The sequence below is a fragment of the Zooshikella ganghwensis genome (genome assembly GCF_018263875.1).
GTDB lineage: Bacteria > Pseudomonadota > Gammaproteobacteria > Pseudomonadales > Zooshikellaceae > Zooshikella > Zooshikella ganghwensis.
Genome location: NZ_JAEVHG010000001.1, coordinates 560307 through 586120 on the forward strand (window position 1 = coordinate 560307; position 25814 = coordinate 586120).

The 25814-nt window shown below is 33.3% G+C and carries 24 protein-coding genes; all 24 read left to right on the plus strand.

Annotation, left to right across the window (positions count from 1 at the left end; genetic code table 11):
* Positions 1 to 44 precede the first annotated feature (44 nt).
* The 24 genes from KHS79_RS02495 (at position 45) to KHS79_RS02610 (ending at position 25814) form a co-directional block, all read left to right on the plus strand.
* A complete protein-coding gene (locus tag KHS79_RS02495) occupies positions 45 to 2297 on the plus strand; it encodes a bifunctional prephenate dehydrogenase/3-phosphoshikimate 1-carboxyvinyltransferase (RefSeq protein ID WP_233468163.1) in 2253 nt (750 codons plus the stop codon).
* Complete coding sequence (cmk, locus tag KHS79_RS02500) at positions 2297 to 2980, plus strand: (d)CMP kinase (protein WP_094786521.1); 684 nt, start codon at positions 2297 to 2299, stop codon at positions 2978 to 2980. The genes KHS79_RS02495 and cmk overlap by 1 nt, the downstream gene beginning before the upstream one ends.
* A gap of 171 nt (positions 2981 to 3151) precedes the next feature.
* Positions 3152 to 4831, plus strand: a complete 1680-nt coding sequence (gene rpsA / locus KHS79_RS02505; protein ID WP_212716350.1) for a 30S ribosomal protein S1 — start codon at positions 3152 to 3154, stop codon at positions 4829 to 4831.
* 236 nt (positions 4832 to 5067) lie between these two features.
* The gene (gene ihfB, locus KHS79_RS02510) at positions 5068 to 5364 is read left to right on the plus strand and encodes an integration host factor subunit beta (RefSeq protein WP_027706475.1); all 297 of its coding nucleotides are present in this window, start codon (positions 5068 to 5070) and stop codon (positions 5362 to 5364) included.
* A gap of 116 nt (positions 5365 to 5480) precedes the next feature.
* Complete coding sequence (locus KHS79_RS02515) at positions 5481 to 5789, plus strand: LapA family protein (protein WP_027706474.1); 309 nt, start codon at positions 5481 to 5483, stop codon at positions 5787 to 5789.
* 11 nt (positions 5790 to 5800) lie between these two features.
* Positions 5801 to 6982, plus strand: a complete 1182-nt coding sequence (gene lapB, locus KHS79_RS02520) for a lipopolysaccharide assembly protein LapB (RefSeq protein ID WP_094786522.1) — start codon at positions 5801 to 5803, stop codon at positions 6980 to 6982.
* A 241-nt stretch (positions 6983 to 7223) separates the two neighbouring features.
* On the plus strand, positions 7224 to 7916 hold the full coding sequence (gene pyrF / locus KHS79_RS02525) for an orotidine-5'-phosphate decarboxylase (protein WP_233468164.1): 693 nt from the start codon (positions 7224 to 7226) through the stop codon (positions 7914 to 7916).
* Between the two features lie 17 nt (positions 7917 to 7933).
* Positions 7934 to 8413 (plus strand): transcription termination/antitermination NusG family protein, encoded by a 480-nt coding sequence (locus KHS79_RS02530; protein ID WP_212716354.1) that lies wholly within the window; start codon positions 7934 to 7936, stop codon positions 8411 to 8413.
* 101 nt (positions 8414 to 8514) lie between these two features.
* Positions 8515 to 9564, plus strand: coding sequence for a Wzz/FepE/Etk N-terminal domain-containing protein (locus KHS79_RS02535; RefSeq protein ID WP_212716356.1), 1050 nt, complete (start codon positions 8515 to 8517; stop codon positions 9562 to 9564).
* Positions 9565 to 9652: 88 nt separating this feature from the next.
* Positions 9653 to 10816, plus strand: a complete 1164-nt coding sequence (locus KHS79_RS02540; RefSeq protein ID WP_212716357.1) for a DegT/DnrJ/EryC1/StrS family aminotransferase — start codon at positions 9653 to 9655, stop codon at positions 10814 to 10816.
* Positions 10806 to 11312: an acyltransferase gene (locus KHS79_RS02545; protein ID WP_211233651.1), complete on the plus strand. Its 507-nt coding sequence runs from the start codon at positions 10806 to 10808 to the stop codon at positions 11310 to 11312. Before KHS79_RS02540 ends, KHS79_RS02545 begins: the two co-directional genes overlap by 11 nt.
* 12 nt (positions 11313 to 11324) lie before the next feature.
* Positions 11325 to 12272: a Gfo/Idh/MocA family protein gene (locus KHS79_RS02550; protein WP_212716359.1), complete on the plus strand. Its 948-nt coding sequence runs from the start codon at positions 11325 to 11327 to the stop codon at positions 12270 to 12272.
* Positions 12265 to 13242, plus strand: a complete 978-nt coding sequence (locus tag KHS79_RS02555) for a GDP-mannose 4,6-dehydratase (protein ID WP_212716362.1) — start codon at positions 12265 to 12267, stop codon at positions 13240 to 13242. The genes KHS79_RS02550 and KHS79_RS02555 overlap by 8 nt, the downstream gene beginning before the upstream one ends.
* Positions 13217 to 14248, plus strand: a complete 1032-nt coding sequence (locus KHS79_RS02560) for an acyltransferase family protein (protein ID WP_212716364.1) — start codon at positions 13217 to 13219, stop codon at positions 14246 to 14248. The genes KHS79_RS02555 and KHS79_RS02560 overlap by 26 nt, the downstream gene beginning before the upstream one ends.
* Complete coding sequence (locus tag KHS79_RS02565; RefSeq protein WP_212716366.1) at positions 14245 to 15330, plus strand: DegT/DnrJ/EryC1/StrS family aminotransferase; 1086 nt, start codon at positions 14245 to 14247, stop codon at positions 15328 to 15330. The genes KHS79_RS02560 and KHS79_RS02565 overlap by 4 nt, the downstream gene beginning before the upstream one ends.
* 1 nt (position 15331) lies before the next feature.
* A complete protein-coding gene (locus KHS79_RS02570; RefSeq protein ID WP_027708819.1) occupies positions 15332 to 15835 on the plus strand; it encodes an acyltransferase in 504 nt (167 codons plus the stop codon).
* A 13-nt stretch (positions 15836 to 15848) separates the two neighbouring features.
* Positions 15849 to 16457, plus strand: coding sequence for an imidazole glycerol phosphate synthase subunit HisH (gene hisH / locus KHS79_RS02575; protein WP_212716368.1), 609 nt, complete (start codon positions 15849 to 15851; stop codon positions 16455 to 16457).
* Positions 16458 to 16460: 3 nt separating this feature from the next.
* The gene (locus tag KHS79_RS02580; protein WP_212716370.1) at positions 16461 to 17222 is read left to right on the plus strand and encodes an AglZ/HisF2 family acetamidino modification protein; all 762 of its coding nucleotides are present in this window, start codon (positions 16461 to 16463) and stop codon (positions 17220 to 17222) included.
* A 15-nt stretch (positions 17223 to 17237) separates the two neighbouring features.
* On the plus strand, positions 17238 to 18386 hold the full coding sequence (locus tag KHS79_RS02585; RefSeq protein ID WP_212716372.1) for an N-acetyl sugar amidotransferase: 1149 nt from the start codon (positions 17238 to 17240) through the stop codon (positions 18384 to 18386).
* Between the two features lie 7 nt (positions 18387 to 18393).
* On the plus strand, positions 18394 to 19452 hold the full coding sequence (locus KHS79_RS02590; RefSeq protein WP_212716374.1) for a glycosyltransferase: 1059 nt from the start codon (positions 18394 to 18396) through the stop codon (positions 19450 to 19452).
* On the plus strand, positions 19449 to 20744 hold the full coding sequence (locus KHS79_RS02595; RefSeq protein ID WP_212716376.1) for a lipopolysaccharide biosynthesis protein: 1296 nt from the start codon (positions 19449 to 19451) through the stop codon (positions 20742 to 20744). The genes KHS79_RS02590 and KHS79_RS02595 overlap by 4 nt, the downstream gene beginning before the upstream one ends.
* On the plus strand, positions 20716 to 21837 hold the full coding sequence (locus KHS79_RS02600; RefSeq protein ID WP_212716378.1) for a hypothetical protein: 1122 nt from the start codon (positions 20716 to 20718) through the stop codon (positions 21835 to 21837). Before KHS79_RS02595 ends, KHS79_RS02600 begins: the two co-directional genes overlap by 29 nt.
* A 7-nt stretch (positions 21838 to 21844) precedes the next feature.
* Positions 21845 to 23980 carry a bi-domain-containing oxidoreductase gene (locus KHS79_RS02605; protein WP_212716380.1) on the plus strand — a complete coding sequence of 712 codons (2136 nt, stop codon included), beginning with the start codon at positions 21845 to 21847 and terminating at the stop codon, positions 23978 to 23980.
* A gap of 1 nt (position 23981) precedes the next feature.
* Positions 23982 to 25814 (plus strand): alginate lyase family protein, encoded by a 1833-nt coding sequence (locus tag KHS79_RS02610; protein ID WP_212716382.1) that lies wholly within the window; start codon positions 23982 to 23984, stop codon positions 25812 to 25814.

Genomic DNA, 25814 nt, shown 5'->3' on the forward strand with positions numbered 1-25814 from the left:
GAAACGTATTGAGTGAGTTTGTGGACGATGAGCAGTAAAGCATTATGAGTAGTACAGTGCCAAATGGCTTTGTGATGAAACCATTGTCAAAGCAAACACTGGCAGTGATTGGGCTAGGTTTGATTGGTGGTTCAGTAGCGACGGCTGTAAAACAGCGGTCGCTTTGTCACCGTGTGTTAGGTGTCGATCTCGATGAACAGGCCCTAAAAATAGCCAAAGCAATACAGGTTATTGATGATTATTTGCCGTTTGCTGATGCGGTAAAAGCGGCGGATATCATTGTGTTAGCAGTCCCCATGTTGCGCATGCAGCAGGTGTTGCAATCACTTGCTGAAGTGGAAGGCAGGCAAGATAAAATTATCACTGATGTGGGCAGCGCCAAAGGGTGTTTAATTGATGCCACAGAAGCTGTTTTTGGTGAATGGCCTGAAAACTTTATTCCAGGACACCCTATCGCGGGTTCAGAAAAAAGTGGTGTGACAGCCGCAAATCCAGACCTGTTTGTCAATCATAAAGTGATTTTGACACCTCATGCGATGGTGAATCACCAGGCGTTGTCATGTGTACGTCAGTTGTGGCAGGGAATGGGTGCTGATGTATTGCAAATGGATATTCAGCGGCATGATGAAGTGCTTGCAGTGACCAGTCATTTACCTCACCTCCTTGCCTTTTCGCTGGTTGATACGTTGGCAACTGAGCGGGATAATCAGGATATTTTTCGCTATGCAGCGGGTGGTTTCCGTGATTTTACGCGGATTGCTGCCAGTGATCCGACCATGTGGCACGATATTTTTGTTGCCAATAAAGGTGCTGTATTGCGTGCGCTTAATGATTTTACAGCTGATTTATGCAAACTGCAGAAGGCTGTTGAAACAGAAGATAGCCAGTATATGCTGGGCGTTTTTACCCGAGCTAAAGTTGCTCGTGAACACTTTAGTAAAATGTTGGCCCGTCGTGCCTATGTGGAGCCTATGAAACAGCAAGAAATTCGGTATATCAGTCATCCAGCTGGTCCATTGTCAGGAGAAATTCGTGTTCCTGGAGACAAGTCTATTTCTCACCGCTCTATTATGCTGGGGTCGCTAGCAGAGGGCGTGACTGAAATAGAGGGCTTTTTAGAAGGTGAAGATAGTCTGGCTACGCTGCAAGCGTTCCGAGATATGGGGGTCGTGATTGAAGGCCCTCACCAGGGTAAAGTCACTATTTATGGGGTAGGTTTGCATGGACTTAAGCAACCACCTGGTCCGCTTTATTTAGGTAACTCAGGTACCGCAATGCGTTTATTTGCGGGACTGCTGGCGGCGCAGAAGTTTGATGTTACCTTGACGGGTGATGCCTCTCTTTCTGGAAGACCTATGAACCGAGTTGCCGTGCCTTTGCAGCAAATGGGCGCGGTTATTAACACTGAGGATGAAGGTCGTCCCCCTTTAAGAATAGAGGGTGGGAATCAATTAGCGGGTATAAACTATACATTACCTATGGCGAGTGCTCAGGTTAAATCCTGCTTGTTGTTAGCGGGTATGTATGCTGAGGGTAAGACAACAGTCGCTGAGCCTGCTCCAACACGTGATCACACTGAACGCATGTTGACGGGGTTTGGTTATCCCGTTGAGGTTAATGGTAATACCGCCACTATCCAAGGTGGTGGTCAGCTGTCTGCATGTAAAATTGAAGTGCCAGCTGATATTTCTTCAGCAGCATTCTTCATGGTAGCGGCATCCATTGTGCCAGGCTCAGAGTTATTGATTAAGCATGTTGGAATTAACCCCACACGTATTGGTGTGATTAATATTTTGCGCCTAATGGGGGGGGATATTACTCTCGAAAATGAACGTGAAGTAGGCGGGGAGCCTGTTGCGGATATTCGTGTGCGTGCAGCTCAACTTAAAGGTATCGATGTCCCTGAAGACCAAGTCCCACTAGCTATTGATGAGTTCCCTGTACTCTGTATTGCTGCTGCTAATGCGCAAGGCACTACGACTGTTCACGGTGCCAGTGAGTTACGAGTCAAGGAAAGTGACCGTATTCAAGCGATGGCTGATGGGCTTGAAGTGTTGGGGGCTCATGTCGAAACTACGCCCGATGGTATTATCATCAAGGGTGGCCAGACACTGCAAAGTGGTCAGGTTGATAGCTTAGGAGATCACCGTATTGCTATGGCATTTGCGGTTGCAGGACTGCGGGCAAGAGGTGCCATTGAAATAGCAAACTGTGCCAATGTAGCGACCTCATTTCCAAATTTCATTGAGCTTGCAAAAGTAACAGGCTTTGATCTTGCCGTGGAGTCAGCTGAGTAATGAGTGAAGTACCTGTTATTACTATTGATGGTCCCAGTGGTTCAGGGAAAGGTACTGTTAGTAGCCTGTTGGCTCAGCAGCTCGGCTGGCACTTGCTGGATAGTGGTGCGCTTTATCGGTTAACCGCGTTAGCTGCACTAAAAGCACAGATCGCACTGGATGATATTGCTGCACTATCTAAACTGGCGAAAAATTTAGATGTGTCTTTTCGTACTTGTAACGAATCATCACAAATGCAGATTTTTCTTGCTGAAGAAGATGTTAGCCTACAAATTAGAACTGAAGAGGTGAGTTTATCTGCATCAAAAGTGGCTGCAATTTCTGAAGTTCGAGATAATTTATTCACTAGGCAACAGGGATTTGCACAATCACCGGGGTTAGTGGCTGATGGCCGAGATATGGGTACGGTTGTCTTTCCTGATGCAGATATTAAATTTTTTATAACCGCCTCAGCTGAAGAGCGCGCCCAACGAAGGCTTAAACAATTGCAAGCACAAGGTATTGATGCTAACATCCAGCGCATTTTTGAGGATATCGTTGCTCGAGACAGGCGAGACAGTGAGCGCGCTATCGCACCTTTGCTGCCTGCAACAGATGCAATCATTATTGATACAACACCTCTCACTGTTGATGAGGTTTTGGTTGAAATAAAAGCGCACCTGAAGGGCAAAGGTCTGCTATAACAAGTTTATTTAAATGAAAAGGTAAGCAGCACACTGTGGAGCCAGCGGCGCGGTGTGCTGTTTAATTATTGGGCAACCCGCAGATGCTGGTCCTGCGGCCACCGTAGTGTATCATCCATTTATTAAGTTAAGGGTGCTCTATGCTACTCAGTCAACTAGTAGGTATGTGTAATGAGCGAAAGCTTTGCAGAATTATTTGAAGAAAGTTTAAAAGAATTAGACATGCAACCAGGCTCTATTATCAGTGGAGTAGTGGTTGACATCGATCAGGACTGGGTCACTGTTCATGCTGGCTTGAAGTCTGAAGGTGTGATTCCTCGTGAGCAGTTCTTGAGTGAAAGCGGTGAGCTGACTATTCAAGTAGGTGATGAAGTTCAGGTTGCTCTGGATACTGTAGAAGATGGTTTCGGTGAAACCCGCTTGTCTCGTGAAAAAGCAAAACGTGCTGAAGCTTGGAAAGAACTTGAAGCGGCGTTTGAAGCGGATGAAGTGGTTAAAGGTATCATCAATGGTAAAGTTAAAGGTGGCTTTACAGTTGATATTAACTCTATTCGTGCATTCCTACCTGGTTCACTAGTTGACGTTAGACCTGTTCGTGATACTACTCACCTTGAAGGTAAAGAGCTTGACTTCAAAGTGATCAAGCTGGATCAAAAGCGTAATAACGTTGTTGTTTCTCGCCGTAGTGTGCTTGAAGCTGAAAACAGTGCTGAGCGTGAAGCATTGTTAGCTACGCTGCAAGAAGGTCAAGAAGTTAAAGGTATCGTTAAGAACTTGACTGATTACGGTGCATTCGTTGATCTAGGCGGTGTTGACGGTCTGTTGCACATCACCGATATGGCTTGGAAGCGCATCAAGCATCCAAGTGAAATTGTGAATGTTGGTGATGAAATCAACGTTAAAGTATTGAAGTTCGATCGCGATCGTAACCGTGTATCTCTTGGCCTGAAACAGTTGGGTGAAGATCCATGGGTTGCAGTTAAAGCGCGTTTCCCTGAAGGTACACGTACCTCCGGTCGTGTAACTAACCTCACTGACTACGGCTGCTTTGTTGAGCTGGAAGAAGGTGTTGAAGGTCTGGTTCACGTTTCAGAAATGGATTGGACTAATAAGAACATTCATCCTTCTAAAGTGGTTTCTTTGGGTGATGAAGTTGAAGTTCAAGTGCTGGATATTGATGAAGAGCGTCGTCGTATCTCCCTAGGTATCAAACAGTGTAAAGTAAATCCTTGGGAAGAGTTCTCTACTAAGTACAACAAAGGTGACAAAGTTTCCGGCACAATCAAATCTATTACTGACTTTGGAATCTTTATCGGTCTAGATGGTGCGATTGACGGTTTGGTTCACTTGTCTGACATTTCCTGGAGCGAAGCTGGCGAGCAGGCTGTTCGTAAGTACAAGAAAGGCGAAGAGCTTGAAACCGTTATTCTATCGATCGATCCTGAGCGTGAGCGTATCTCTCTAGGGATCAAGCAGCTTCAAGAAGATCCATTTGCAGCGTACGCTTCTAAGCATGAGAAAGGTGCGATTGTTAATGGTGTCATTAAAGAAGTGACTGCTAAAGCCGCTACTATTCAGCTTGCAGAAGAAGTTGAAGGTACATTGAAGGCTTCAGAAATCAGCCGTGACCGTGTTGAAGATGCTTCCAATGCACTGAAAGAAGGCGATGGTATTGATGCGAAAATTATCAGTATCGATCGCAAAAACCGTGTAATCAGTCTTTCAATAAAAGCAAAAGATGAAGCTGATGAGAAAGCTGCATTGAAAGAGTTGCGTAAGCAAGAAATGGAAGCTGCAGGACCTACTACTATTGGTGACTTGATCAAAGCACAAATGGATAGCAAGGACTAAGTTCTCTTCGTAATCTTTCTAAGAGACTATAAAAAGGGGTGGCCATTAGGTCACCCCTTTTTTTGTTGTGAAGGAGATAATATTTAATGCAAATGTTGTACTTCTTCTGTGCTGTACCTGTTTTGTACTGTGCTTTGACTACGATATATCCTTTATAATCAGATAGTTACTTGAATAAAATTGATTTCTTGGCTATGTTAGTTAGGGTGCCATATGACCAAGGTGAGGATGCCTGCATGACCAAGTCAGAATTAATCGAACGTATTGCTGAACAGCAACCGCAATTGTCTCTCAAGGACGTTGAATTAGCGGTTAAAACAATGCTGGAACAAATGTCATATGCGTTAGCGAGTGGTGACCGCATTGAAATACGTGGCTTTGGTAGCTTCTCTCTCCATTTTCGTGAACCTCGGGTAGGCCGAAACCCCAAAACAGGGGAGGCTGTTATGCTGGAAGGAAAATATGTACCTCATTTTAAGCCTGGTAAAGAGCTGAGAGAGCGAGTAAATAAAGGCTTAGTGGCTGGCTATTAAGCATCCATTAAAAATTCATTATGAAACGGTATGATCTTTTGATGGTACCGTTTTTTTTATCTGTTATTTAACCCTATAATGCCTTGCATAGTGTAATCAACCAGTGAGTTTTATTCATGTTAAAACGGTTTGTATCTTGGTTTAAGTGGATTGGAGCTGTTCTTGTCGCATTAGCGCTCGCTTTAGTGATGGCTGATTTTATTAGCAGTAATACACTACTTGTCGACTTAAGCCTTGTAGGTTTTTCATTTCCTGGACTCTCTTTACCATGGCTTATTATTGTATCGTTTGTTGTCGGTGGTATCTTGGGACTCTTATCGGCTTTGATGATTATCATGTTAGCTAAGCATAAAATTCGTCGGCTAGAAAAGAAACTCAAAAGTCGAGATGAAGAATTACAAAAAATCAGGACAAGCACACTGTAAGGTGCAAGTGAATGTCTGAGTCATTGCTATTTGGAATGGTACTCACAGCTATTGCTGTTGGATATGTGTTGGGGCGTTGGGACCGTAAGAAAAGACAACAACGAGTTAAGGACCGACTATCAAAGGAATACTTTATTGGTTTGAATTACTTGCTAAATGAGCAAACTGATGAAGCAATTGATATTTTTATTAAAGCGCTAGAGATTAATCCTGATAGTCATGAGGCGTTTGAAACTTGCATTGCTTTAGGTCGACTATTTTGCCGGCGTGGTGAAGTGCAGCGAGCAATTCAAATTCATCAAAGCTTATTGGCACGTCCTAGCTTAAATCGTAAGCAGTCTTTGCAGGTACAGCTTGAACTAGCAAGAGATTATCTATCAGCAGGTGTGCTTGATAGAGCAGAGTCCTTATTTTTAGAAGTAGTCAAGTCTGGGCATGATTTAAAGTACACAGCTTTACAGGCTTTGGTTGAGATCTATCAGCAAGAAAAAGAGTGGGAAGAAGCAATCAATATAGCTGATCAGTTAGTTTCTTATGATGGACAACGTTATATCACCCTTTTAGCCCACTTCTGTTGTGAGCAAGCTGAGCTATGTATAAGAAGACAAGACTATAGTGCCGCAAAACAAGCTATAAAGCGTGCAATGAAATACGATAAATGTTGTGCTCGTGCCTACTTGATCTTAGGACGTTTAGAATTTGAGCAGGAAAATTACAAGGAAGCGATTAAGGTATTGCAACAAATTTTTCATCAAGATCCTGACTTTATTTCTGAGTCTGTCCCCTTGTTAATAGAATGTGATCAAAAGGCAAAAACACTCTTTGGGATTAATGGGTATTTGTCAAAATGTCTCAAAGAGTATCCTTCTATTTCAGTTGTATTAGCACTAGCTCAAACTATTCGGGAAAAAGAGGGTGATAAAGCAGCAGGGAAATTTATTGCTGAACAACTTGTTCAGCGTCCATCATTGCGGGGATTAAACGCTCTTATTGACTTGCATATTGCTAATACAGAAGGAAAAGCAAAAAAGAACTTGGGTTTATTGCGTGAGCTGACGGAACGTTTAGTCGAAAATAAACCAATCTATCGCTGTCACCACTGTGGCTTTGCAGGAAAGGAGTTGCATTGGTTATGTCCCAGTTGCCATCAGTGGGGAAAAGTCAAGCCTATTAGAGGTATTGAAGGGCAATAAAACTGTATTAAATTGTAATTAGTATAGTGTTTACTTATTAGGTGTTAACTTCAGTTTATTGTTTTTAATTTAACCTTGACTGTTAATCCATTTAGAATTGTGCATTGTTTGGTATATTAAGCAGTATGTATTTTATCTATTTTGCACTTTAGTAAGAGAAGACTTGCAAAATGGATTCTGATATTATCTCGCAGCTTAATTTCTGGCGTTGATTTGAAACTGCAGGTAAATGGGTTTAAGCATGTCTCCAATCATTGTTGCACTGGACTACCCAACTAAGCAAGCTGCATTAGATATGGCTCAGCAGCTTGATCCCGAGGTATGCCGTGTTAAAGTAGGTAAAGAACTTTTTACTACCTGTGGCCCTGCTATTGTAGAAGAGCTTCAGAAACAGAACTTTGAAGTTTTTTTAGATCTAAAATTCCATGATATTCCAACAACGACAGCCAAAGCTGTAATAGCTGCTGCCAATTTAGGGGTATGGATGGTGAATGTTCATGCTTCAGGTGGGCAGCGAATGCTAGCTGCTTGTAGAGAAGCTATAGACAAATCTCCGCATAAACCACTACTAATAGCGGTTACTGTTTTAACTAGCATGGATAGTTCTGATTTTCAAACGCTTGGCTATACTACTACCCCTGAAGAATATGCACTAGCACTCGCCAAATTATCCTACAACTGTGGTGTTGATGGTATCGTTTGTTCAGCTTTTGAAGCATCTAGTATTAAGAATCATACGCATAAAGATTTTCTAACAGTAACCCCAGGCATACGATTGAAAGAGAATAGTTTAGATGATCAACGTCGGATCATGACACCTGTTGAGGCTGTAAAAAATAATGCAGATTATTTAGTGATAGGCAGACCTGTAACTCAGGCAAAATCACCATCTGTTGCTGTTCAGAATATTGTGAAAGAACTCTTCTCTTTCTAAGACAAGGATAGTTAAATATGTGGTATTTATTGAAAACAAAACCACGTGAAGAGGGGCGGGCTGTAACCCATTTAGAAAATCAAAATTTTACTGTGTACTGCCCTTGGATTGATAAGCTTGATAAAATGGGAAAAATAAAAAAAGAGCCTTTATTTCCTGGCTATGTTTTTTTAAATAATGAAAGAGTTGAAGGTATAAATTATACCAAAGTACGTTCAACAAGAGGTGTGGCAAACTTTGTTCGTTTTGGCATTAATCACGCACAAGCGAGTGATGATTTAATTGAGAGAATAAAACGTCAAGAAGCTTTATTATGCGCTGAGCCAAAAGCAAAATTTAAAATAAACCAATTAGTAGAGTTTAAAGAAGGTCCATTTAAATATCTACAAGGTATATATTTGAATAAGTCTGGTGATGAGCGCTGTATTATTCTGCTTAGCTTTTTAAGTAGAAACCAGTTAATAAGTGTACATGAAAACTTAGTTAAAGCTATATAAAGTAGCTTTTATAGTTTGCGTAGAGTTTTTGAGGATATAACTGTAAATCTTTGAGCGGTAGCGTGTTTATTTGATTTTTGACGGGTGATTAAATTAAAAAAATGAGTGATAAAATTATAATTAATGAAGTAGGACTATATGAGATACTAATCTCTCTAAAGTCAGAATGGAAAAAGATAGCATCATTCACAATTTTATGTCTTATGACTTCATTAGTATACTTAAAAGTAAGAGTTCCTGTATATGAGATAAATTTTATAATTGGGAAACCGACAGAGAACGATATTTTAGAACTTAATAAAGGAGGGGTATATCAGAAGACGCCAAGAAACATAATGAGTGATCTAAAAAATATATTAAAAAACAATATATATTTATTTGATTTTTGCGAAAAAGAAAACTCTGTATGTGGTAATGTTTTTCAAAATGACAATTTAACAAAAGAAAATATTGGAAAAATAAGTGAGTCAATAAGAGTCAGTTATATCATTGAAGAAAACCAAAACATAGAAGCTTTAGAGGTTTTTTTTAAATATAAAAGCAATATCAAAGGCAAATATTTTTTAGATAGTTATATCGAATATTCAATAAATAAACTAAAAGAAAAGTATATAAATGGATTTAGAAATAAAAAAGAATATTTGAGGCAAGATCTGGAGAGGAGGTTCGGGTCGAATAAAGCAGCGTATGTAGCATATAAAGAAAGCTCGTTAGGTAAAATTAATGAAGCAATTAAAATCGCAGAAAAAATCAATCTAGAAAAAATACATGAAAAAATAAATTACCAAGAAACAAAAACAAATAACACAATTTTGAAAACTGAAATAATAAATCAGGAGAAGCCTCTTTACTACAGAGGTTTTCAAGCATTAAAAGCAGAAAAAGAAGCTATAACAGGAAGAAATAATGAAATATATTTTATTGATGGTGTTGTAGAATATAGCAAGGAAATCAATTACTTAAACAACCTAAATATAGAAAAAAATAAATTTAACATTATAGGTTGGATTAAGAAACCATACGGAAAAATTAAATTGGTAAGCATAAATCCTTTAAGCGTTATAGTTAACACTGTAATATTTGGCTTTATATTTTGTATAATAATATTTTCCTTGAATTTTTTCTTTAAAAATCTCGTTAAAGAAAGTTAAATATTTACTCAAAGTGTGCATGGAATTGCATGTCTTGGCATAAGCTTCTTGAAAAAATTGTACTTTAAAATATTTTAGTGAGTAAGAGATGCAACCTTTAATCGATTTGAAAACTCAATATTTAAATATTGAAGAAAAAGTAAAAGAAGAAATAATGAAGGTCCTAGATAGTGGACAATTTATAATGGGTGATACTGTTTCACAGCTAGAAAATTATCTAGCAAATTATGTTGGAGTAAAGCATTGTATAAGTTGTTCATCGGGCACTGATGCACTAGTTATGAGTTTATTAGCAAATGGAGTAGGCCCTGGAGATGCAGTAATAGTTCCTTCTTTTACTTTTATAGCTAGCGCTGAAGCAGTTTCACTAACAGGGGCTGTTCCGTTATTTATTGATATAGATAAAGATGACTTTAATATATCCTCAGATAAGATACAAATATTAATTGACGCTTTTAATGATAAAAGTGTAAGCAGACATCCTTTACCAGAGATTGCTTTACACGAAGATTTAAAACTTAAAGGAATTATAGCTGTTGATCTATTTGGGTGTCCTGCAAATTATTATGAAATAAATAAAATTGCAAAAAAAAATAATTTAGTTGTAATTGAAGATGCAGCACAATCGTTTGGTGCAACACAGAATGGTAATAAAACATGCTCTTTGGCTGATATAGCATGTACATCTTTTTTTCCTGCAAAACCCCTCGGTTGTTATGGTGATGGTGGTGCTATATTTTGCAATGATGATAACATAGCTGATACATTAAGATCGATTAGAGTTCATGGCCAAGGTGTAAATAAATACGAAAATATAAGGCTAGGACTAACTGGAAGGTTAGATACTATACAGGCTGCAGTTTTGAGTGTAAAACTTGAAATTTTTGATAATGAAATAAATGAAAGGCAAAGAGTTGCTAAATATTACAAAGAATTGATAAATAAAAATAAATTTAAAGTACAAAAAATAAAAAGTGAAAATGAGAGTGTTTGGGCTCAATTTACTTTGGTAGCAAATACAGAGCAAGAGAGAGATGATATAGTAAAAAAATTGAATGAGAATGAAATATCCACATCTATTTATTATCCAATTCCTCTTCATATGCAAAAAGCATATCAAAGCTTAGGATATCATTCAGCTGATTTTGAAATAACATTAGATCTTTCTAAAAAGGTGTTTAGTATACCAATGCACCCATACTTAAAAGAGAGAGAAATTGAAAGAATATGTAAGGTGATTAATGATGAATAGAAGTGATGGTGATATATATATACACCAAACAGCAGAAATATCACCAACAGCAAGCATTGGTGTAAATACAAAAATATGGAATAATGCACAAGTAAGAGATGAAGCTATAATTGGAAACAACTGTATAATTTCAAAAGATGTATACATAGACACTAGAGTTGAAATTGGTAATGGTTGTAAAATTCAGAATTCGGTTTCAGTATATTTTGGGGTAACCATAGAAGATGACGTTTTTATAGGTCCTCATACTTCCTTTACAAATGATAAAACTCCAAGAGCTTTCAATAATAATTGGGAAGTAACTAAAACACAAATAAAAAAAGGAGCAAGTTTAGGTGCAAATTGTACTATAGTATGTGGGGTAAATATTGGTGAGTATGCAATGATAGCTGCAGGTGCTGTTGTAACAAAAGATGTTGAACCGTATACTTTAGTGATGGGAAACCCAGCGAAAAAAGTATGTAAAATAGATATAAATGGTAATAAATTAAAGTAAATGGATATAAATGTGGATATAAAAGTCGTTTTACTTGGCTTAGGTGTAATGGGAAGAAATCACCTGCGTGTGTTAACAATGTTAAAGGGAGTTAACTTAGTTGGAATTTATGACACAGATGATTCATTGCTAAAAAAACTGTCATCTGATTATAATGTTCCTTCAATAACAAACATTGAGAGATCCTTGGAGGAAGCCGATGCTGTAGTAATAGCAACTCCAACTAATACTCATTATCATTTATTTAAATTATGTTCGAAATATGTAAAAAATATATTTATTGAAAAACCAATTGCTGAATCTTATGAAGAAGCATTGGAAATAAAGAACATTGCAAATAATAATAATATTTTTGTACAGTGCGGGTTTATTGAAAGATTCAATCCAGTTGTTTTAGAACTTAAAAATATTATTAGTTCGGAAAATACAATAAATGCAGACTTTACAAGAACAAATAAGTTAAGTAATAGAATTACTGATGTTGATGTTGTTTTAGACCTAATGATACATGATATTGATCTTGCATTATATTTTAATGGAGAAATAAATAAAATAGCTGCATTTGGTAAAATAGAGAACAATCAAATAGCTTTTGCATCTGCGATACTTCACCATACTAATGGTGCTTTATCTAGAATTGTAGCGAGCAGAATGACTGAAAAAAAAATGAGATATATTCATGTTACAACCGATAATCTTTTTATTGATGCCGAGCTGCTTAGAAAAGAAATATTAATTCACAAGCAAACTTCTATAAGTCAAGAAAATGGAAGTTCATATGTTATTTCATCAATAGAACAGCAAATAGAAGTAAAGCAGCAAGAAGCTCTTTTAAGTGAGTTGCAAGCATTTATTAATGCTTCCAAAGGAATTATAGGAAATAACATACCTGGTGAAGATGCAGCACTAAATTCTCTAAAAGTTTGTGAAGATATTGTTAAGGAAATTAAAAATGCATAGAGAAAATTATATTGATAAAACAGCTTTAGTAACAGGAGGCGCTGGTTTTATAGGTAGTCATTTAGTTGATTATTTATTGGAACATGGAGTAAAAGAGATAATCATAATAGATAATTTATTTACTGGTGATGAGAAAAATATTCAAGATCCAGTTAAAAATAGTAAAGTATCTTTTTATAAAGAAGATATAGAATTAAAATCAAGTTTAGAGTACATTTTTGAAAAACATCAAATAGATATAGTTTTTAATCTAGCGACCAAAGCATTAAATTATTCGTTTCTAAACCCTGAAAATGCATTTTCAACTAATGTTACAGGGGTTCTAAATCTTCTGGAATTGCAGCGTAAAAATAAGTTTAAAACTCTGTGTCATTTTTCTACATCAGAAGTTTACGGTACAGCTGTATATGAGCCAATGGATGAAAAACACCCAAAACATCCTACAACAACTTACGCAGCAGGTAAAGCGGCAGCTGATTTAGCTGTTGAAAGCTATGTGCGTATGTTTAACCTCGATAGTTTTATTGTAAGACCTTTCAATAATTATGGCCCAAGGCAAAACTATAAAGGTTTACTTGCTGGAATCATACCTATAACAGCATGGCGTATTTTGAATAATATTTCTCCTGAAATACATGGATCAGGTAATCAAAGTAGAGATTTTATTTACGTTAAAGATACCGTTGATGCTGTATTAAAATTATTTCCGATAATTAAACCAGGCGATAGTGTAAATATTTCAAGTAATAATTGTATTAGAATTAAAGATGTTATCGAAAAGATTGTAAATTACTTTAACTATCAAGGTAATATTGATATTAAAAATGCTCGTGAATCTGATGTCGAAGCACATAATGCATGTAATAAAAAAATAAAGCAATTAATAGAGTATAACTTAACTTCATTCGATGATGGACTTAAAGAAACATTGTACTGGTATGAAAATGAGATTGCAAAATCAAAGGATTGAATTTTGTGACTTTTTGAGAGCAGTTTCTGTAACTATTGTTGTTTTCGCACATTACATTGTTGGCTTTTCTACTCTATCAAATTTTTTATATAATCCAAACAATGTTAATGATTTTTATTCTTTTTTATGGTTGGTTGATTGGGTTGATGGAGCATATGGCGTAGCAATTTTTTTCTTGATATCAGGATTTTTAATCCCTATCTCTCTAAAAAAATATGGAACCTTTAAATTTCTTGTTGCTAGATTTTTTAGATTGGTTCCGACATACTCACTATGCCTGATATGTGTGATACTTGTAAGCTTGATATTTGGAACACTAGAATATTCCCATGCTATAATTATTAATTATTTAGCAAATATTACTCTGTTTAGAGACATAATTGGCGGAACAATTATAGACTCAGTTATCTGGACCCTTGAAATGGAAGCTAAGTTTTATTTTTACTTAGCACTTGTATATTTTATAACGAAAGGAAGATTAGTTTATTGTGTCTTAATTAGTTTGATATTTCTACTAATACCACTATTATTGGGTGTTAATTCAATTCCAAATAAGTATATGGCCATTTTTAGTTACATGTTTATAGGAGTATCTATACACCTAATTTGTTTTGAGAAAAAAACAAATAATTTTTTTTGGATTTGCATTGTTATAATATTATTGGTTGCCTCAAAAAAATATTTTATTTTGGAATACGGGAAAGCAGATATATTTAATATATATTTGATTTCATTTTTTGTATTTGTTTTTGTTTTGTTGCTGAATAATTATAAATCCATTAAGGTAAATAAGTTAACAAAATATATAGCAGACATATCATACCCACTTTACGCAGTTCATGTTATTGGGTATCCAATGATTAGTTGGCTAGGCTACTCGTTAGAGTTTGGGCAGGTTGCAGTAATTGCTGCAGTTATAAGTGTAATCTTTATATCTTCACTTATCCATTTTTATATTGAAAAGCCTACAATTAAATTCGGTAAAAAGATAACGGGATGTAAATGAGCACTATTAAATTAATAAAACCATATATAAATTATGAAGAAATTTCAGCTGATTTAAAAAAAATTTTTCTGAGTGGTCAACTTACTAAAGGTGAAAATGTAAATTTTTTCAAAAAAAGCTTATCAGATTATACTGGGGCAAAATTCACTCATTTAACTACATCTGCGACAACTGCACTATCAATAAGTTTAAAAGCATTAAATATAAAAGAAGGTGATCATATTGCTGTTGCTGATTTTTCTTTTCCTGCAACAGTTAATGTTATTGAAGACATAGGTGCTATCCCTGTGTTTATTGATGTATGCATTGAAACGTATAATATGTCAGTTTCACATTTAAGAAAATCACTAAATGAATATGATATAAAAGCAGTGATTTTTGTTGATACATTTGGAAATCCTAGTGGACTTGATAAAATTGTTTCGATATGTAAAGAATATTCTGTGAAGTTGATAGAAGATGCTGCATGTGGAATTGGGAGTAGTCTAAATAATCAGAAAATTGGTAATATAGCAGATATTACATGCTTTAGTTTTCATCCTCGTAAGTTATTAACAACTGGAGAAGGAGGAGCAATCCAAACAAACTGTGAAGAGCTTGATAAATGGTTTGAAATAAAATTAAATCATGGTGCTGTAAGTATGATTGAAGATATACCAGAATTTGTTGATTTTGGATTCAATTTTAGGATGAGTGAGATACAAGCTTTATTAGGATGGAAACAGTTATTGAAGCTTGATGAGATAATAAAAGAAAGAAACTATATACATAAAAATTTAACTGAAAAAATCCCTCTTAAAAGCCAGAAAATACTTGATAATGTATTACACAATAAGCAGTCACTAGTTTATACTGTAGAATCAAAAGTTATAAGAGATAATTTGATTAAGTTCTTAAAAGAAAAACAAATAGAATCTACTATTGGTACATATTGTTTAAGTGGTACCAAATATTATAAAGAAAAATATAATGCTAAATGTGAGAATTCGACATATTTACAAGCACATACAATTACACTGCCATGTTATAAAGCGATAGATATTGATCTTGTTTCTTCAGAAATAAATAGTTTTTTCAAGTAAAATGAAAGTTATTTCATCTATTTTAAAAAAAATATATCAAAAACATCGAAATCAAATGATGGAAAAATATCGAAGGCATGTGTCATTTGGTGATTTGTTTACTGATAGATGGGAAAGGGCAAGGTATTTAGGTTTTGGTAAAGGAACATCTTGTTATGACAATGTATTAGTAATTGGTAATGTTAATGTGGGAAAAAATACATGGATTGGTCCAAATGTTATATTAGATGGTAGTGGTGGTTTAAAAATTGGTGATTATTGTTCGATAAGTGCTGGAGTTCAAATTTATACGCATGATACAGTAAATTGGTCGATAAATTTAGGTAACTCACCAATAGTAAAAATGGAAACTATCATTGGCGATGGGGTATATATTGGACCAAATGTAGTTATTCAAAAAGGCGTTGAAATTGGAGATAGAGCTATAATTGGTGCAATGTCATTTGTAAATAAAAGTGTTCCTCAAGAAGCAAAAGTGTTTGGTATACCAGCAAAAATTATTTAAATGTGAGAGTAATGTGATTTCTGTTCTTGATCTTGGATTCGGTAATGTAGGTTCAATAGTTAATATACTGAAATATATTAATGTTGAGTGTAAAGTGATTAACTCAAAAAATGAGATAGAAAACTCAAGTAAAATAATTTTTCCTGGTGTAGGAAGCTGGGATAATGGAGTGGAAATACTTCATAAAAAAAATATATTGCATACTTTAGAAAAAAAAGTTGTAAAAGAGCAGACACCAATACTAGGAATTTGTTTAGGAATGCAACTTTTATTAGAGTCGAGTGAAGAGGGAGACTTACCTGGACTAGGATGGATTTCTGGCCATGTTAAAAAATTCAAAGTAGAAGAAAAAAATTTAAAAGTACCACATATGGGCTGGAACATTGTTAAAGCAACAAGAAAAAATATCTTGGCAGAAGAGTTTTCAATTGATACAAGGTTTTATTTTGTTCATTCATATCATGCTACAGATACTTGTGAAGAAAATATAATTTTTACTTGTAATTATGGATATGAATTTATATGTGGAATAAATAAAATGAATATGTGGGGGGTACAATTTCATCCTGAAAAAAGCCATAAATTTGGAATGAAGTTATTTAAAAAATTCTCGGAGTTGTAAATAATGCTAAGAACTCGTGTAATGCCATGTTTGCTTATTAAAGGGGGAGGGTTGATCAAAACATGTAATTTTAAAAAATATCGATATGTGGGCGATCCTATTAATGCAGTAAGAATATTTAATCAAAAGGAAGTTGATGAATTAATCATTTTTGATATTGATGCATCAAAAAATAAAATAATTCAGTATGATTTAATAGAACAGATTACATCTGAATGTTTTATGCCGCTTTGCTATGGAGGTGGAGTAAAAAATATTGAAGATTTTAGAAAATTGTTTTACATAGGTGTTGAAAAAGTTTCTATTAGCTCACTTATTTTTGAAAATCCAAGTGTAGTAAGAACAGCTATAGAGATATTTGGTGCACAAAGTATAATTGCAACATTTGACATTAAAAAAGGGTTTTTCTGTAATAAATATTATGCATACATATATTCAGGCAAAAAAAATACAAAAATTAAAATAGATGAATGCCTAAAGCTTGCAAAAAAAATAGGAGTTGGAGAGATTATACTTAACTCTATTGATCGAGATGGAACATGGAATGGTTTCGATCTTAATCTTTTTAAATCGATAAAGGAAGAAGTTGATGTACCAATTGTTGCTGTTGGAGGAGCAGGAAGTTTAGAAGATATAAAAGAAATAGTAATAACAGGCGGAGCAACTGCTGTAGGTATTGGGAGTATGACAGTTTTTCAATCGAAAGGGATGGGCGTTTTGATAAAATTTCCTACTCAGAAAGAATTAAGCACACTTTTTGATTAAAATTTAGGTTTATTTATGAAATATCAGATTTGCTCAAGATGTATCTACGATACAAATATCCCAAATATTTTATTTGATAGTAAAGGTGTTTGTAGCTATTGTGCTCAAATTGAAGAGCTTAATGAGAAATTTCCAAATGACGAAAGAGGCAAAGAAAAACTAAATGGTCTAATTTCACAAATAAAAAAAGATGGAAAAAATAAAAAGTATGACGCATTAATTGGAGTGAGTGGAGGGTGCGACTCATCATATCTAATGCATCTTATGACGAAAAAATATGGTTTACGTTTGTTAGCAGTACATTTTGACAATACATGGAATTCAACAATTGCGACAGAAAATATTCATAATTTAACAGATTGTTTAGGTATTGATCTATATACATATGTTGTAGATGCAAATGAATTTGATGATATCATTGTTTCATTTTTAAAAGCTGGTGTGAAAGATATAGAAACACCAACTGATATAGGTCTTGCTACAACAATGAATATGGCTGCAGAAAAATATGGTATTAAATATAAAATTGATGGCCATTCATTTAGGACTGAGGGAATAGCCCCTATGGACTGGATATATATGGATGCAAAATATATAAAAAGTGTGCATAAGGTTCATGGGAAATTAAAAATTAAAACATTCCCTAATTTGTGGTTATATAAACAAATCAAATGGATGATCTTTAGTAGAATAAAAAGCATTAGACCTCTTTATTATTTAAATTATGATAAAGAAAATGCAAAAAAAATTCTTTCAGAAGAATATGGTTGGAAATGGTATGGAGGACACCATTTAGAAAATAGAACAGCAGCTTTTTTTCATAGCTATTTTTTCCCTAAACGGTGGAATATAGATTTTCGTATTGCTGGCTATTCTGCTTACTGTAGAGATGGAAGAATGACAAGAGAAGAAGCATTATCATTAATGGAGCAGGAACCTCATATGGAGCAAGGATTACTTGATTATTATAAAAAAAGATTAAATTTGAGTGATGATGACTTTACAAATTTAATGCATCTTCCCAAAAAAAACTATACAGATTTCAAAACTTATAAAAAAACATTTGAAAAATTAAGACCTTTTTTTTACTTAATGGCAAAATTTGATTTGATTCCTTGGAGCTTTTACATTAAATATACTAAACCACATAAATATTCTGAGTGATAGATATATGAGTCAAAAATATATATTACACTATGGAAGTCTTGCAGGGATGTCATTTAAGATTTCTGAAGCATGTAAAAAAATAGGCTATGATGCAAAGAACTTAATATTATGTGATAGAGATGTAGATGACTTATCAAGAAAGTTACCATATCATGAAAGTATTTTTAATAATAATGATAAAGCACTAAATAAAGCATTATCAATATACAAGGCATTAAAAAAAATTTCAAATGAGGCCTCTCTTATCCACTATTTTGGCGCAAATATTTTTTTTCGTGAAGCACACTTTTTATATGAAGGACCTTTAATGCGGAAAAATAATATTCCAATGCTGATCACGTTTGGAGGTAGTGATATCAGGATTCCAAGAATTGCAAAGAATAAAAACAAATATTTTAAATATTTTTATAAAGAAGATAGTAAATTATGGGAAAAACAACTTAGACTTAGATGTTGGTCAATGTCTAAATTTATAGATAATGCAGTAGTTGATCCAGAAATGCTAGATTATATTTCTGGCAGCTTTAAAAGGCTTTACCCATTTAGACAGCCTGTCGATATTGAAGTATTTCCATTAATAGAAAGAAAGAATGATATTCCAGTAATATTACATATTCCAACAAGCCCCAAACTTAAGGGAACTGAATATGTGATTAAAGCAATTGATCAATTAAAAAAAGAAGGATATAAATTTAAGTTCATACTTAAAAGACAATTAACACAAATTCAGGTTTATGATGAGCTAAAAAAAGCTGATATTTATGTCGATGAATTACGATGTGGGTCACATGGTGTAACAAGTGTTGAGGCAATGGCTGCTGGATGTGCAGTTATAACTTATATTCGTGATGATTTAATAAACAAGTATCCCAAAGAACTGCCTATTATAAGTGCAAATATTGAAACTATATACATTAAACTAAAAAAATTACTTAATAATTATAACTTCTATAAAGAACTAGGTATTAAAGGCAAAGATTATGCGAAAAAATATCACTGCTCAAATATTGTTGCGAAACAATTAGTAGATATATATGAAGATATATGGAGTACAAATAATTGAAAGAAATAATAAAAAAAACGAATGAAAAAGGTTTTTTTCATTTATTATCTACAAATATTGCTACTCAGTTATATGGTGCTTTGGCGATATTATGTGTCTCAAAAATATTAAGTGCTAATGAAATTGCTTATTTAAAATTACTGCATTCATATACATCATTATTCATTTTTTTAGGTACATTTGGATTTCACACTGCAGTATTAAAATACTGCAGTGATACAATATTGTATAATTTTAGATTCCAGATAGCAAAATATTGCATTAAAATAACGCTAATTACAAGTGGAATTTCATTTTTAATATTTAATATATTAGTATATTTTGATATTATTTTATCAAGTTATAAAGTAACTGGGCAAACAATCTTTTACTCTATGATTATATTTTTTTCGTCATTATCTATGGTATGTATTGGTTATTATCAATCACAAAAAAAAATAAAAAAACTTGCTTTAAATCAATTTTTTGTGAGAACTATATTTTTTATTTTTTCTGTTCTAGGTGCGTATTTTTTTGGGCTAGAAGGGGTAGTTTTTTTTACTGTTTCAAGCTATGTGATTGGTTTTTTAATGTATATTCTTTTGATGCCAAAAGAAATTTCTTTTATTAAAGATAAACAATTAGTGAGCAAAGAAGTAAAAACTAAGGTTTTTTCAATTGCATTTTTTTCTGTAGCAGGAGCTTCATGTACCTCATTATTGCAAAATGCTGATTTTTATATTATGGATATTTTTGGTGTAGACCAACAGTTACTTGGTTATTATAGTCTTTCTTCAATATTTGTTATGGCTCTTACAATTATAGTGGGGACTGCTCAGTCAATTCTAACGCCTTATTTTTCCGAAAATCGAAAAAAACCTTCTTGGGTTTGGAAAAAAATGCTTAGCTATCAATTAATAGTATTTCTTGGTGCAGTTATAATATCAATAATTGGATATTTTGGGGTTTTTCTTTTAATTAAATTCTATTACGGTGTTGAATATGAGTCATTAAATTATTATTATTCTACAATTGTTACACGTTTTATCGCTTGGGCTTCTTTTTCAATAGTTGGTGTTGCTCTTCTTGGAATGGGCATAGTTAAGCAGGGATTTTATATTGCCGCATTATTGATTATACCTGCATATATAATAACATGGTATATATACCATAATTATGGTATATCAGCTATTGGTTATTCACAAGGTTTAATATTTTTGCTTAATTCTATATTTGTTTGGGTTTTGGCGTACATTAAAATTAATCATAAAAAAGAGTATATTGATGAGAATAGAAAAGTATGGAATAATTAATATATTTGTAATTATTTTTTCTCCAATTTTTCTCATAGTATGGCCATATTTTTCAATTTACTCGCTTGATACATATATAAATAGCGATGGCTTAATTGTCATTCCAGTATCAGCTTTTGTCGTAGCATTAATTGGAATTAGGTACCTTATAAATAGTTTATTAAAACAATTTATTATATACTTTGCCTTGATTTTATATCTGGTCTTAGCATATTATATTAATGCTCCTTCTAGATTTTATATATGCTTTTTTGAATTAATGTTTTTTTTTATGTGTTTTTTTGGGTTTAAAAATTATTTTTCTAGACATTTTCAAAGTTTTAATGAGTTAAATATATGCATAACTAAATCACTGTATTTTACGGTATTGATTAAACTTGTATTTGATTTTTTTGTTTGGAATAACTGGTTTAGTAAATATTTTTTGACTGAGTTGTTTTCGATAAGAAATTATTATGAGTATTTTGTTGTTTTATATTTAATCACATTTTCTATAGCGGTTGATAATTTTTTTAAAAGAAAATATTCGTTCATATCAGCTCTCGTGATTTTTGTATGTGTGTTTTGCGTGTTAAAATCATATAGTGATATAGCAAAAATAATTCTAATAATGTCTTGCTTGCTATATTTATTTTCAAGAGTCATAAAATTTTCTGCATCTATATATATAATAATAATGTTTATAACAATGATGTTGATTATGCTTGTGACAGTAACAAATTATGAAGTTTTATCTTTGCTTAATAAGTCTGCTGAAGTTAGATTTGGACACTGGACAAAGTTTTTTGAAAAATTTCAGTTTACGGATACTTTATGGCCAATAAATAATACTTATAGACGTGAACTATATGGATCAATGCATAATGAGTTTTTGGAAATATATAGCCTTTTAGGCGTATTTGGTTTGTTTATATACTCACTTGTATTTTATTTTTTATCAAAGGCAAATACTAACCTCTTATTTTTTATGATTTTGCTAATTATTTCTATTGGCGGAATGGTCCAGTTAAATATGTTACATATTTATTCTGGCATACTTCTTTCATTTTCACTAGCTTTCCTATTATATCAGTCTAAAAAAGAAAATTTTTAAGAAATATATGAAACAGATACTTCAAAATATGGCAAATGGAAAAACATCAGTGGTTTACTCACCAAGTCCACAATTAAAAAAAGGATGTTTGATAATTAGATCATCAGTATCATTGATTTCTTCCGGCACTGAAAAAATGTTAGTTGACTTTGGAAAATCAAATATACTTGACAAGGCACGCAAACAACCTGAAAAAGTAAAGCAAGTAATAAATAAAATTCAAACTGACGGTTTAATAAGCTCAATCAATGCTGTTAAATCAAAATTAGAACAACCTTTGCCTCTTGGGTATTGCAATGTTGGTATTATCGAGTCAATTGGAAGTGATGTAGAAGGTTTCAAAGTTGGAGATAGAGTTATATCAAATGGTCCTCACGCAGATGTAGTTTGTGTCCCCAAAAATCTATGTGCAAAAATTCCTGATAATGTTTCTAATGAAGAAGCTTCTTTTACTGTTCTAGCTAGTATTGGATTACAAGGGGTGAGACTTGCAAAGCCAACTTTAGGTGAACTATTTGTAGTTATTGGAGTTGGGTTGATTGGTCTTTTAACAATACAGATACTTCGAGCAAATGGATGTAAAGTATTAGCTATTGATATTGATGAAGAAAGGTTAGAGTTAGCTAAAAAGTTTGGAGCAACTGCTTTCAATTCTGGATCTGGTAATGACCCTATTTTGTATGCAAATTTATTAAGTAAAAATAATGGAGTTGATGGTGTAATTATAACAGCTTCGACTAGTTCAAATGACCTTATTTCTCAAGCAGCAAAAATGTGTAGGAAAAAAGGACGTATAGTTTTAGTTGGTGTAACAGGGCTTAGTTTGAATAGAACTGACTTTTACGAGAAAGAAATATCATTCCAGGTATCATGTTCTTATGGACCAGGTAGATATGATCCAAAATATGAAGAAAATGGTTATGACTATCCATTTGGTTTTGTACGTTGGACTGAACAACGTAATTTTGAAGCAATTTTAGATTTAATATCAAGAGGCCAATTAAATGTTATGCCATTAATAACTCATCGATTTAAATTTGAAAATGCTGAAAATGCTTATGAAATGTTGAGCTCTGGTAAACCTGCCCTTGGAATACTTTTACAGTATAATCAAGAAGATATAACTAAATTTTCTCAAGAAATAATTCTAAACAATGATATAACTTATAATCCTAAGAAGCCATCTATTGGGTTTATTGGTGCTGGAAACTATGCTTCAAGAATGTTAATTCCAGCATTTGATAAATTTAAGCCAAATTTCAAAATGATTTCTTCTACTACTGGAATATCTGGTGTAATTCATGGGAAAAAATTTAATTTTGAAAGAGCAACATCAGATACAAACAAAGTATTCGATAATCCTGATATTAATACAGTAGTTATTGCAACAAGGCATAATACACATGCAAAACTTGTAAATGAGGCGCTATCTAGAGGTAAGAATGTTTTTGTTGAAAAGCCATTAGCTATCACTATAGAAGAGCTAAATTCTATAAAAGAAACATATAATTTAGCATTAATTAAGAATAGTGAAATACGATTAATGGTAGGTTTTAATAGAAGATTTTCTCCATTAGTAACAAAAATGAAAAATCTTTTAAAGAATGTGCATAGCCCAAAAGCATTTGTTATGACAATAAATGCTGGAAGTTTACCTTGTGATCATTGGACTAAAAATATAGAAATCGGTGGAGGGCGAATTATTGGAGAAGCATGCCACTTCATCGACTTAATGAGATTTCTTGTAGGAAAGAAAATATTATCATATCAAACAACGGCTTTGAAAGACGTTATTTCAAATAAACTCTGTGAAGATATATCTTCTATTACTTTATCATTTGAAGATGGATCTTTTGGAACTATAAATTACCTTGCAAATGGGGCTAGTAACTTTCCAAAAGAAAGGATTGAAGTTTTCTGTGACGGTAAAGTATTACAATTAGATAACTTTATAAAATTAAAAGGATTTGGATGGCCAAACTTTTCTAAAATGTCATTGTGGAAACAGAATAAAGGTCAAACTGAATGTGTTAAAAAGTTTTTAGAGGCAATAGAGTTAGGTAACTGTTCTCCAGTACCAGTAGATGAGCTATTTGAAGTCGCAGAAGTAACAATTAAAGCTGCGCATAATATTCGGGACTGAAATGAATTTGCGTATAAAAATTTCTACATTTTTTTCAGTTGGGGTTTTAAATGTTATTTGGTTTGTATGGTATAAAATAAAAGTAATATACTATAAAAAAACTAAAAAAAATATATGTTGTAGTAAGGTAGATGATGTTTATTTTTCACCTTGTAGTGAGATAAATCAAAAGCAAGTATTAAATAGTAATACAGATTGGTTGACTAGTATTGTTTATTTTAGTTGGTATAAGATTGAAAGTTCAGAAGTTCCAGATTGGTATCTTAACCCGTTTGATAATAAGAAAACTCAAAATAATAACGTTCCATGGTATCTAATATCTGACTTTAGTCATAGTATAGGTGATATAAAAACTGTTTGGGAGGCATCACGTTTTGACTGGATGTTAAGCTTTGCTCAAAGTGTAAGAAAAGGCAAGCAAGAAAATCTAAATAAATTAAATTTTTGGATAAATGATTGGATGTTAAAAAATCCACCATATATCGGATTTAACTGGAAGTGTGGTCAAGAGGCCTCTATTAGAGTTATTCATATTGCAATTTCTTCTTTTATTTTAAAGCAGGTTGAAAATCCAACACTATCATTAATTTATTTAATTAAAATTCATCTTAAAAGAATAAATTCAACTTTATGTTATGCTTTAGCTCAAGATAATAATCATGGAACCTCAGAAGCAGCAGCTCTTTTTATTGGAGGAAGCTGGTTGTTACACAAAGGGTATTCAGAGGGAAAAAAGTGGCAAAATGTAGGTAGAAAATGGTTAGAAAATAGAGTTAAAAAATTAGTTCTAAAAGATGGTACATTTAGTCAATACTCTATGAATTATCATAGACTTATGCTTGATACAGTTAGTGTAGTTGAAATTTGGAGAAATTATTTATGCTTACAAAGGTTCAGTCCAATATTTTATGAACGAATATCTTTAGCAACAAAGTGGTTGTATCAGTTTATTCAGTTTGATTCAGGGAATGTACCAAATATTGGTGCAAATGATGGTGCTTTGCTATTACCTTTGGTTGGAACTGATTATAGAGACTTTAGGCCTTCAATGCACCTTTCAATGGTTTTATTTACAGGTCAACGTGCATGGGCTGAACAGGGTCCTTGGGATGACTTTTTAAAATGGTTTGAAATTGAAGTACCTCAGTGTGTTGCACAGTTACCTTGTAGCGTTCAATTTGATTACGGAGGCTTTAGTTTACTTAGGAAAAAAAATATATTAGCAGTACTTCGATATCCCAGATTTATCTTTCGTCCTAGTCAGTCAGATGCATTACATGTAGACTTTTGGATTGGTAAAAGAAACTTATTACGAGATGCAGGGAGCTATAGTTATAACACCACTGAAAGTATGATTAACTATTTTAGTGGCACAAAAGGACACAATACAATTCAGTTTGATGAAAGAAATCAAATGCCTCGTTTAGGTCGATTTTTATTTGGAAGCTGGCTTAAATCAAAAAATGTAACTTATGAAACATTAAATTCAAAGAGTCAAAAATGTGCGGCAAGTTACACTGATATAAAAGGGGCAAGTCATAGTCGTGAAATTATTTTAAGGGATAATGTTTTCGTTATAAAGGATAAGGTAAATGGTTTTAAAAATAAAGCTGTTCTACGTTGGAGGCTAGATCCTACTGAAGTTTGGACTTTAAATGGTTTTGAGGTTTTTAGTGATAAATTTAAATTAGTATTTTCTTCTAATGTAATAATTAATCGTATAGAGATTGTTGAAGGGTTAGAGTCTGTCTATTACTTAAAAAAAACTAATACCCCTATAGTTGAGATTGAGGTTAACCAACCTTGTAAATTAAAAACGGAGCTATTTTTTTAG

What these genes read in the sequence shown, in the direction of transcription:
- pyrF (WP_233468164.1), top strand. Translation starts at nt 7,224, where the DNA reads ATGTCTCCAATCATTGTTGCACTGGACTACCCAACTAAGCAAGCTGCA.
- KHS79_RS02585 (WP_212716372.1), top strand. Translation starts at nt 17,238, where the DNA reads ATGAAATATCAGATTTGCTCAAGATGTATCTACGATACAAATATCCCA.
- KHS79_RS02535 (WP_212716356.1), top strand. Translation starts at nt 8,515, where the DNA reads ATGAGTGATAAAATTATAATTAATGAAGTAGGACTATATGAGATACTA.
- KHS79_RS02545 (WP_211233651.1), top strand. Translation starts at nt 10,806, where the DNA reads ATGATGAATAGAAGTGATGGTGATATATATATACACCAAACAGCAGAA.
- ihfB (WP_027706475.1), top strand. Translation starts at nt 5,068, where the DNA reads ATGACCAAGTCAGAATTAATCGAACGTATTGCTGAACAGCAACCGCAA.
- KHS79_RS02590 (WP_212716374.1), top strand. Translation starts at nt 18,394, where the DNA reads ATGAGTCAAAAATATATATTACACTATGGAAGTCTTGCAGGGATGTCA.
- cmk (WP_094786521.1), top strand. Translation starts at nt 2,297, where the DNA reads ATGAGTGAAGTACCTGTTATTACTATTGATGGTCCCAGTGGTTCAGGG.
- KHS79_RS02560 (WP_212716364.1), top strand. Translation starts at nt 13,217, where the DNA reads ATGAGATTGCAAAATCAAAGGATTGAATTTTGTGACTTTTTGAGAGCA.
- KHS79_RS02570 (WP_027708819.1), top strand. Translation starts at nt 15,332, where the DNA reads ATGAAAGTTATTTCATCTATTTTAAAAAAAATATATCAAAAACATCGA.
- KHS79_RS02565 (WP_212716366.1), top strand. Translation starts at nt 14,245, where the DNA reads ATGAGCACTATTAAATTAATAAAACCATATATAAATTATGAAGAAATT.
- rpsA (WP_212716350.1), top strand. Translation starts at nt 3,152, where the DNA reads ATGAGCGAAAGCTTTGCAGAATTATTTGAAGAAAGTTTAAAAGAATTA.
- KHS79_RS02495 (WP_233468163.1), top strand. Translation starts at nt 45, where the DNA reads ATGAGTAGTACAGTGCCAAATGGCTTTGTGATGAAACCATTGTCAAAG.
- KHS79_RS02555 (WP_212716362.1), top strand. Translation starts at nt 12,265, where the DNA reads ATGCATAGAGAAAATTATATTGATAAAACAGCTTTAGTAACAGGAGGC.
- KHS79_RS02580 (WP_212716370.1), top strand. Translation starts at nt 16,461, where the DNA reads ATGCTAAGAACTCGTGTAATGCCATGTTTGCTTATTAAAGGGGGAGGG.
- KHS79_RS02605 (WP_212716380.1), top strand. Translation starts at nt 21,845, where the DNA reads ATGAAACAGATACTTCAAAATATGGCAAATGGAAAAACATCAGTGGTT.
- KHS79_RS02610 (WP_212716382.1), top strand. Translation starts at nt 23,982, where the DNA reads ATGAATTTGCGTATAAAAATTTCTACATTTTTTTCAGTTGGGGTTTTA.
- KHS79_RS02540 (WP_212716357.1), top strand. Translation starts at nt 9,653, where the DNA reads ATGCAACCTTTAATCGATTTGAAAACTCAATATTTAAATATTGAAGAA.
- lapB (WP_094786522.1), top strand. Translation starts at nt 5,801, where the DNA reads ATGTCTGAGTCATTGCTATTTGGAATGGTACTCACAGCTATTGCTGTT.
- KHS79_RS02600 (WP_212716378.1), top strand. Translation starts at nt 20,716, where the DNA reads ATGAGAATAGAAAAGTATGGAATAATTAATATATTTGTAATTATTTTT.
- KHS79_RS02515 (WP_027706474.1), top strand. Translation starts at nt 5,481, where the DNA reads ATGTTAAAACGGTTTGTATCTTGGTTTAAGTGGATTGGAGCTGTTCTT.
- KHS79_RS02530 (WP_212716354.1), top strand. Translation starts at nt 7,934, where the DNA reads ATGTGGTATTTATTGAAAACAAAACCACGTGAAGAGGGGCGGGCTGTA.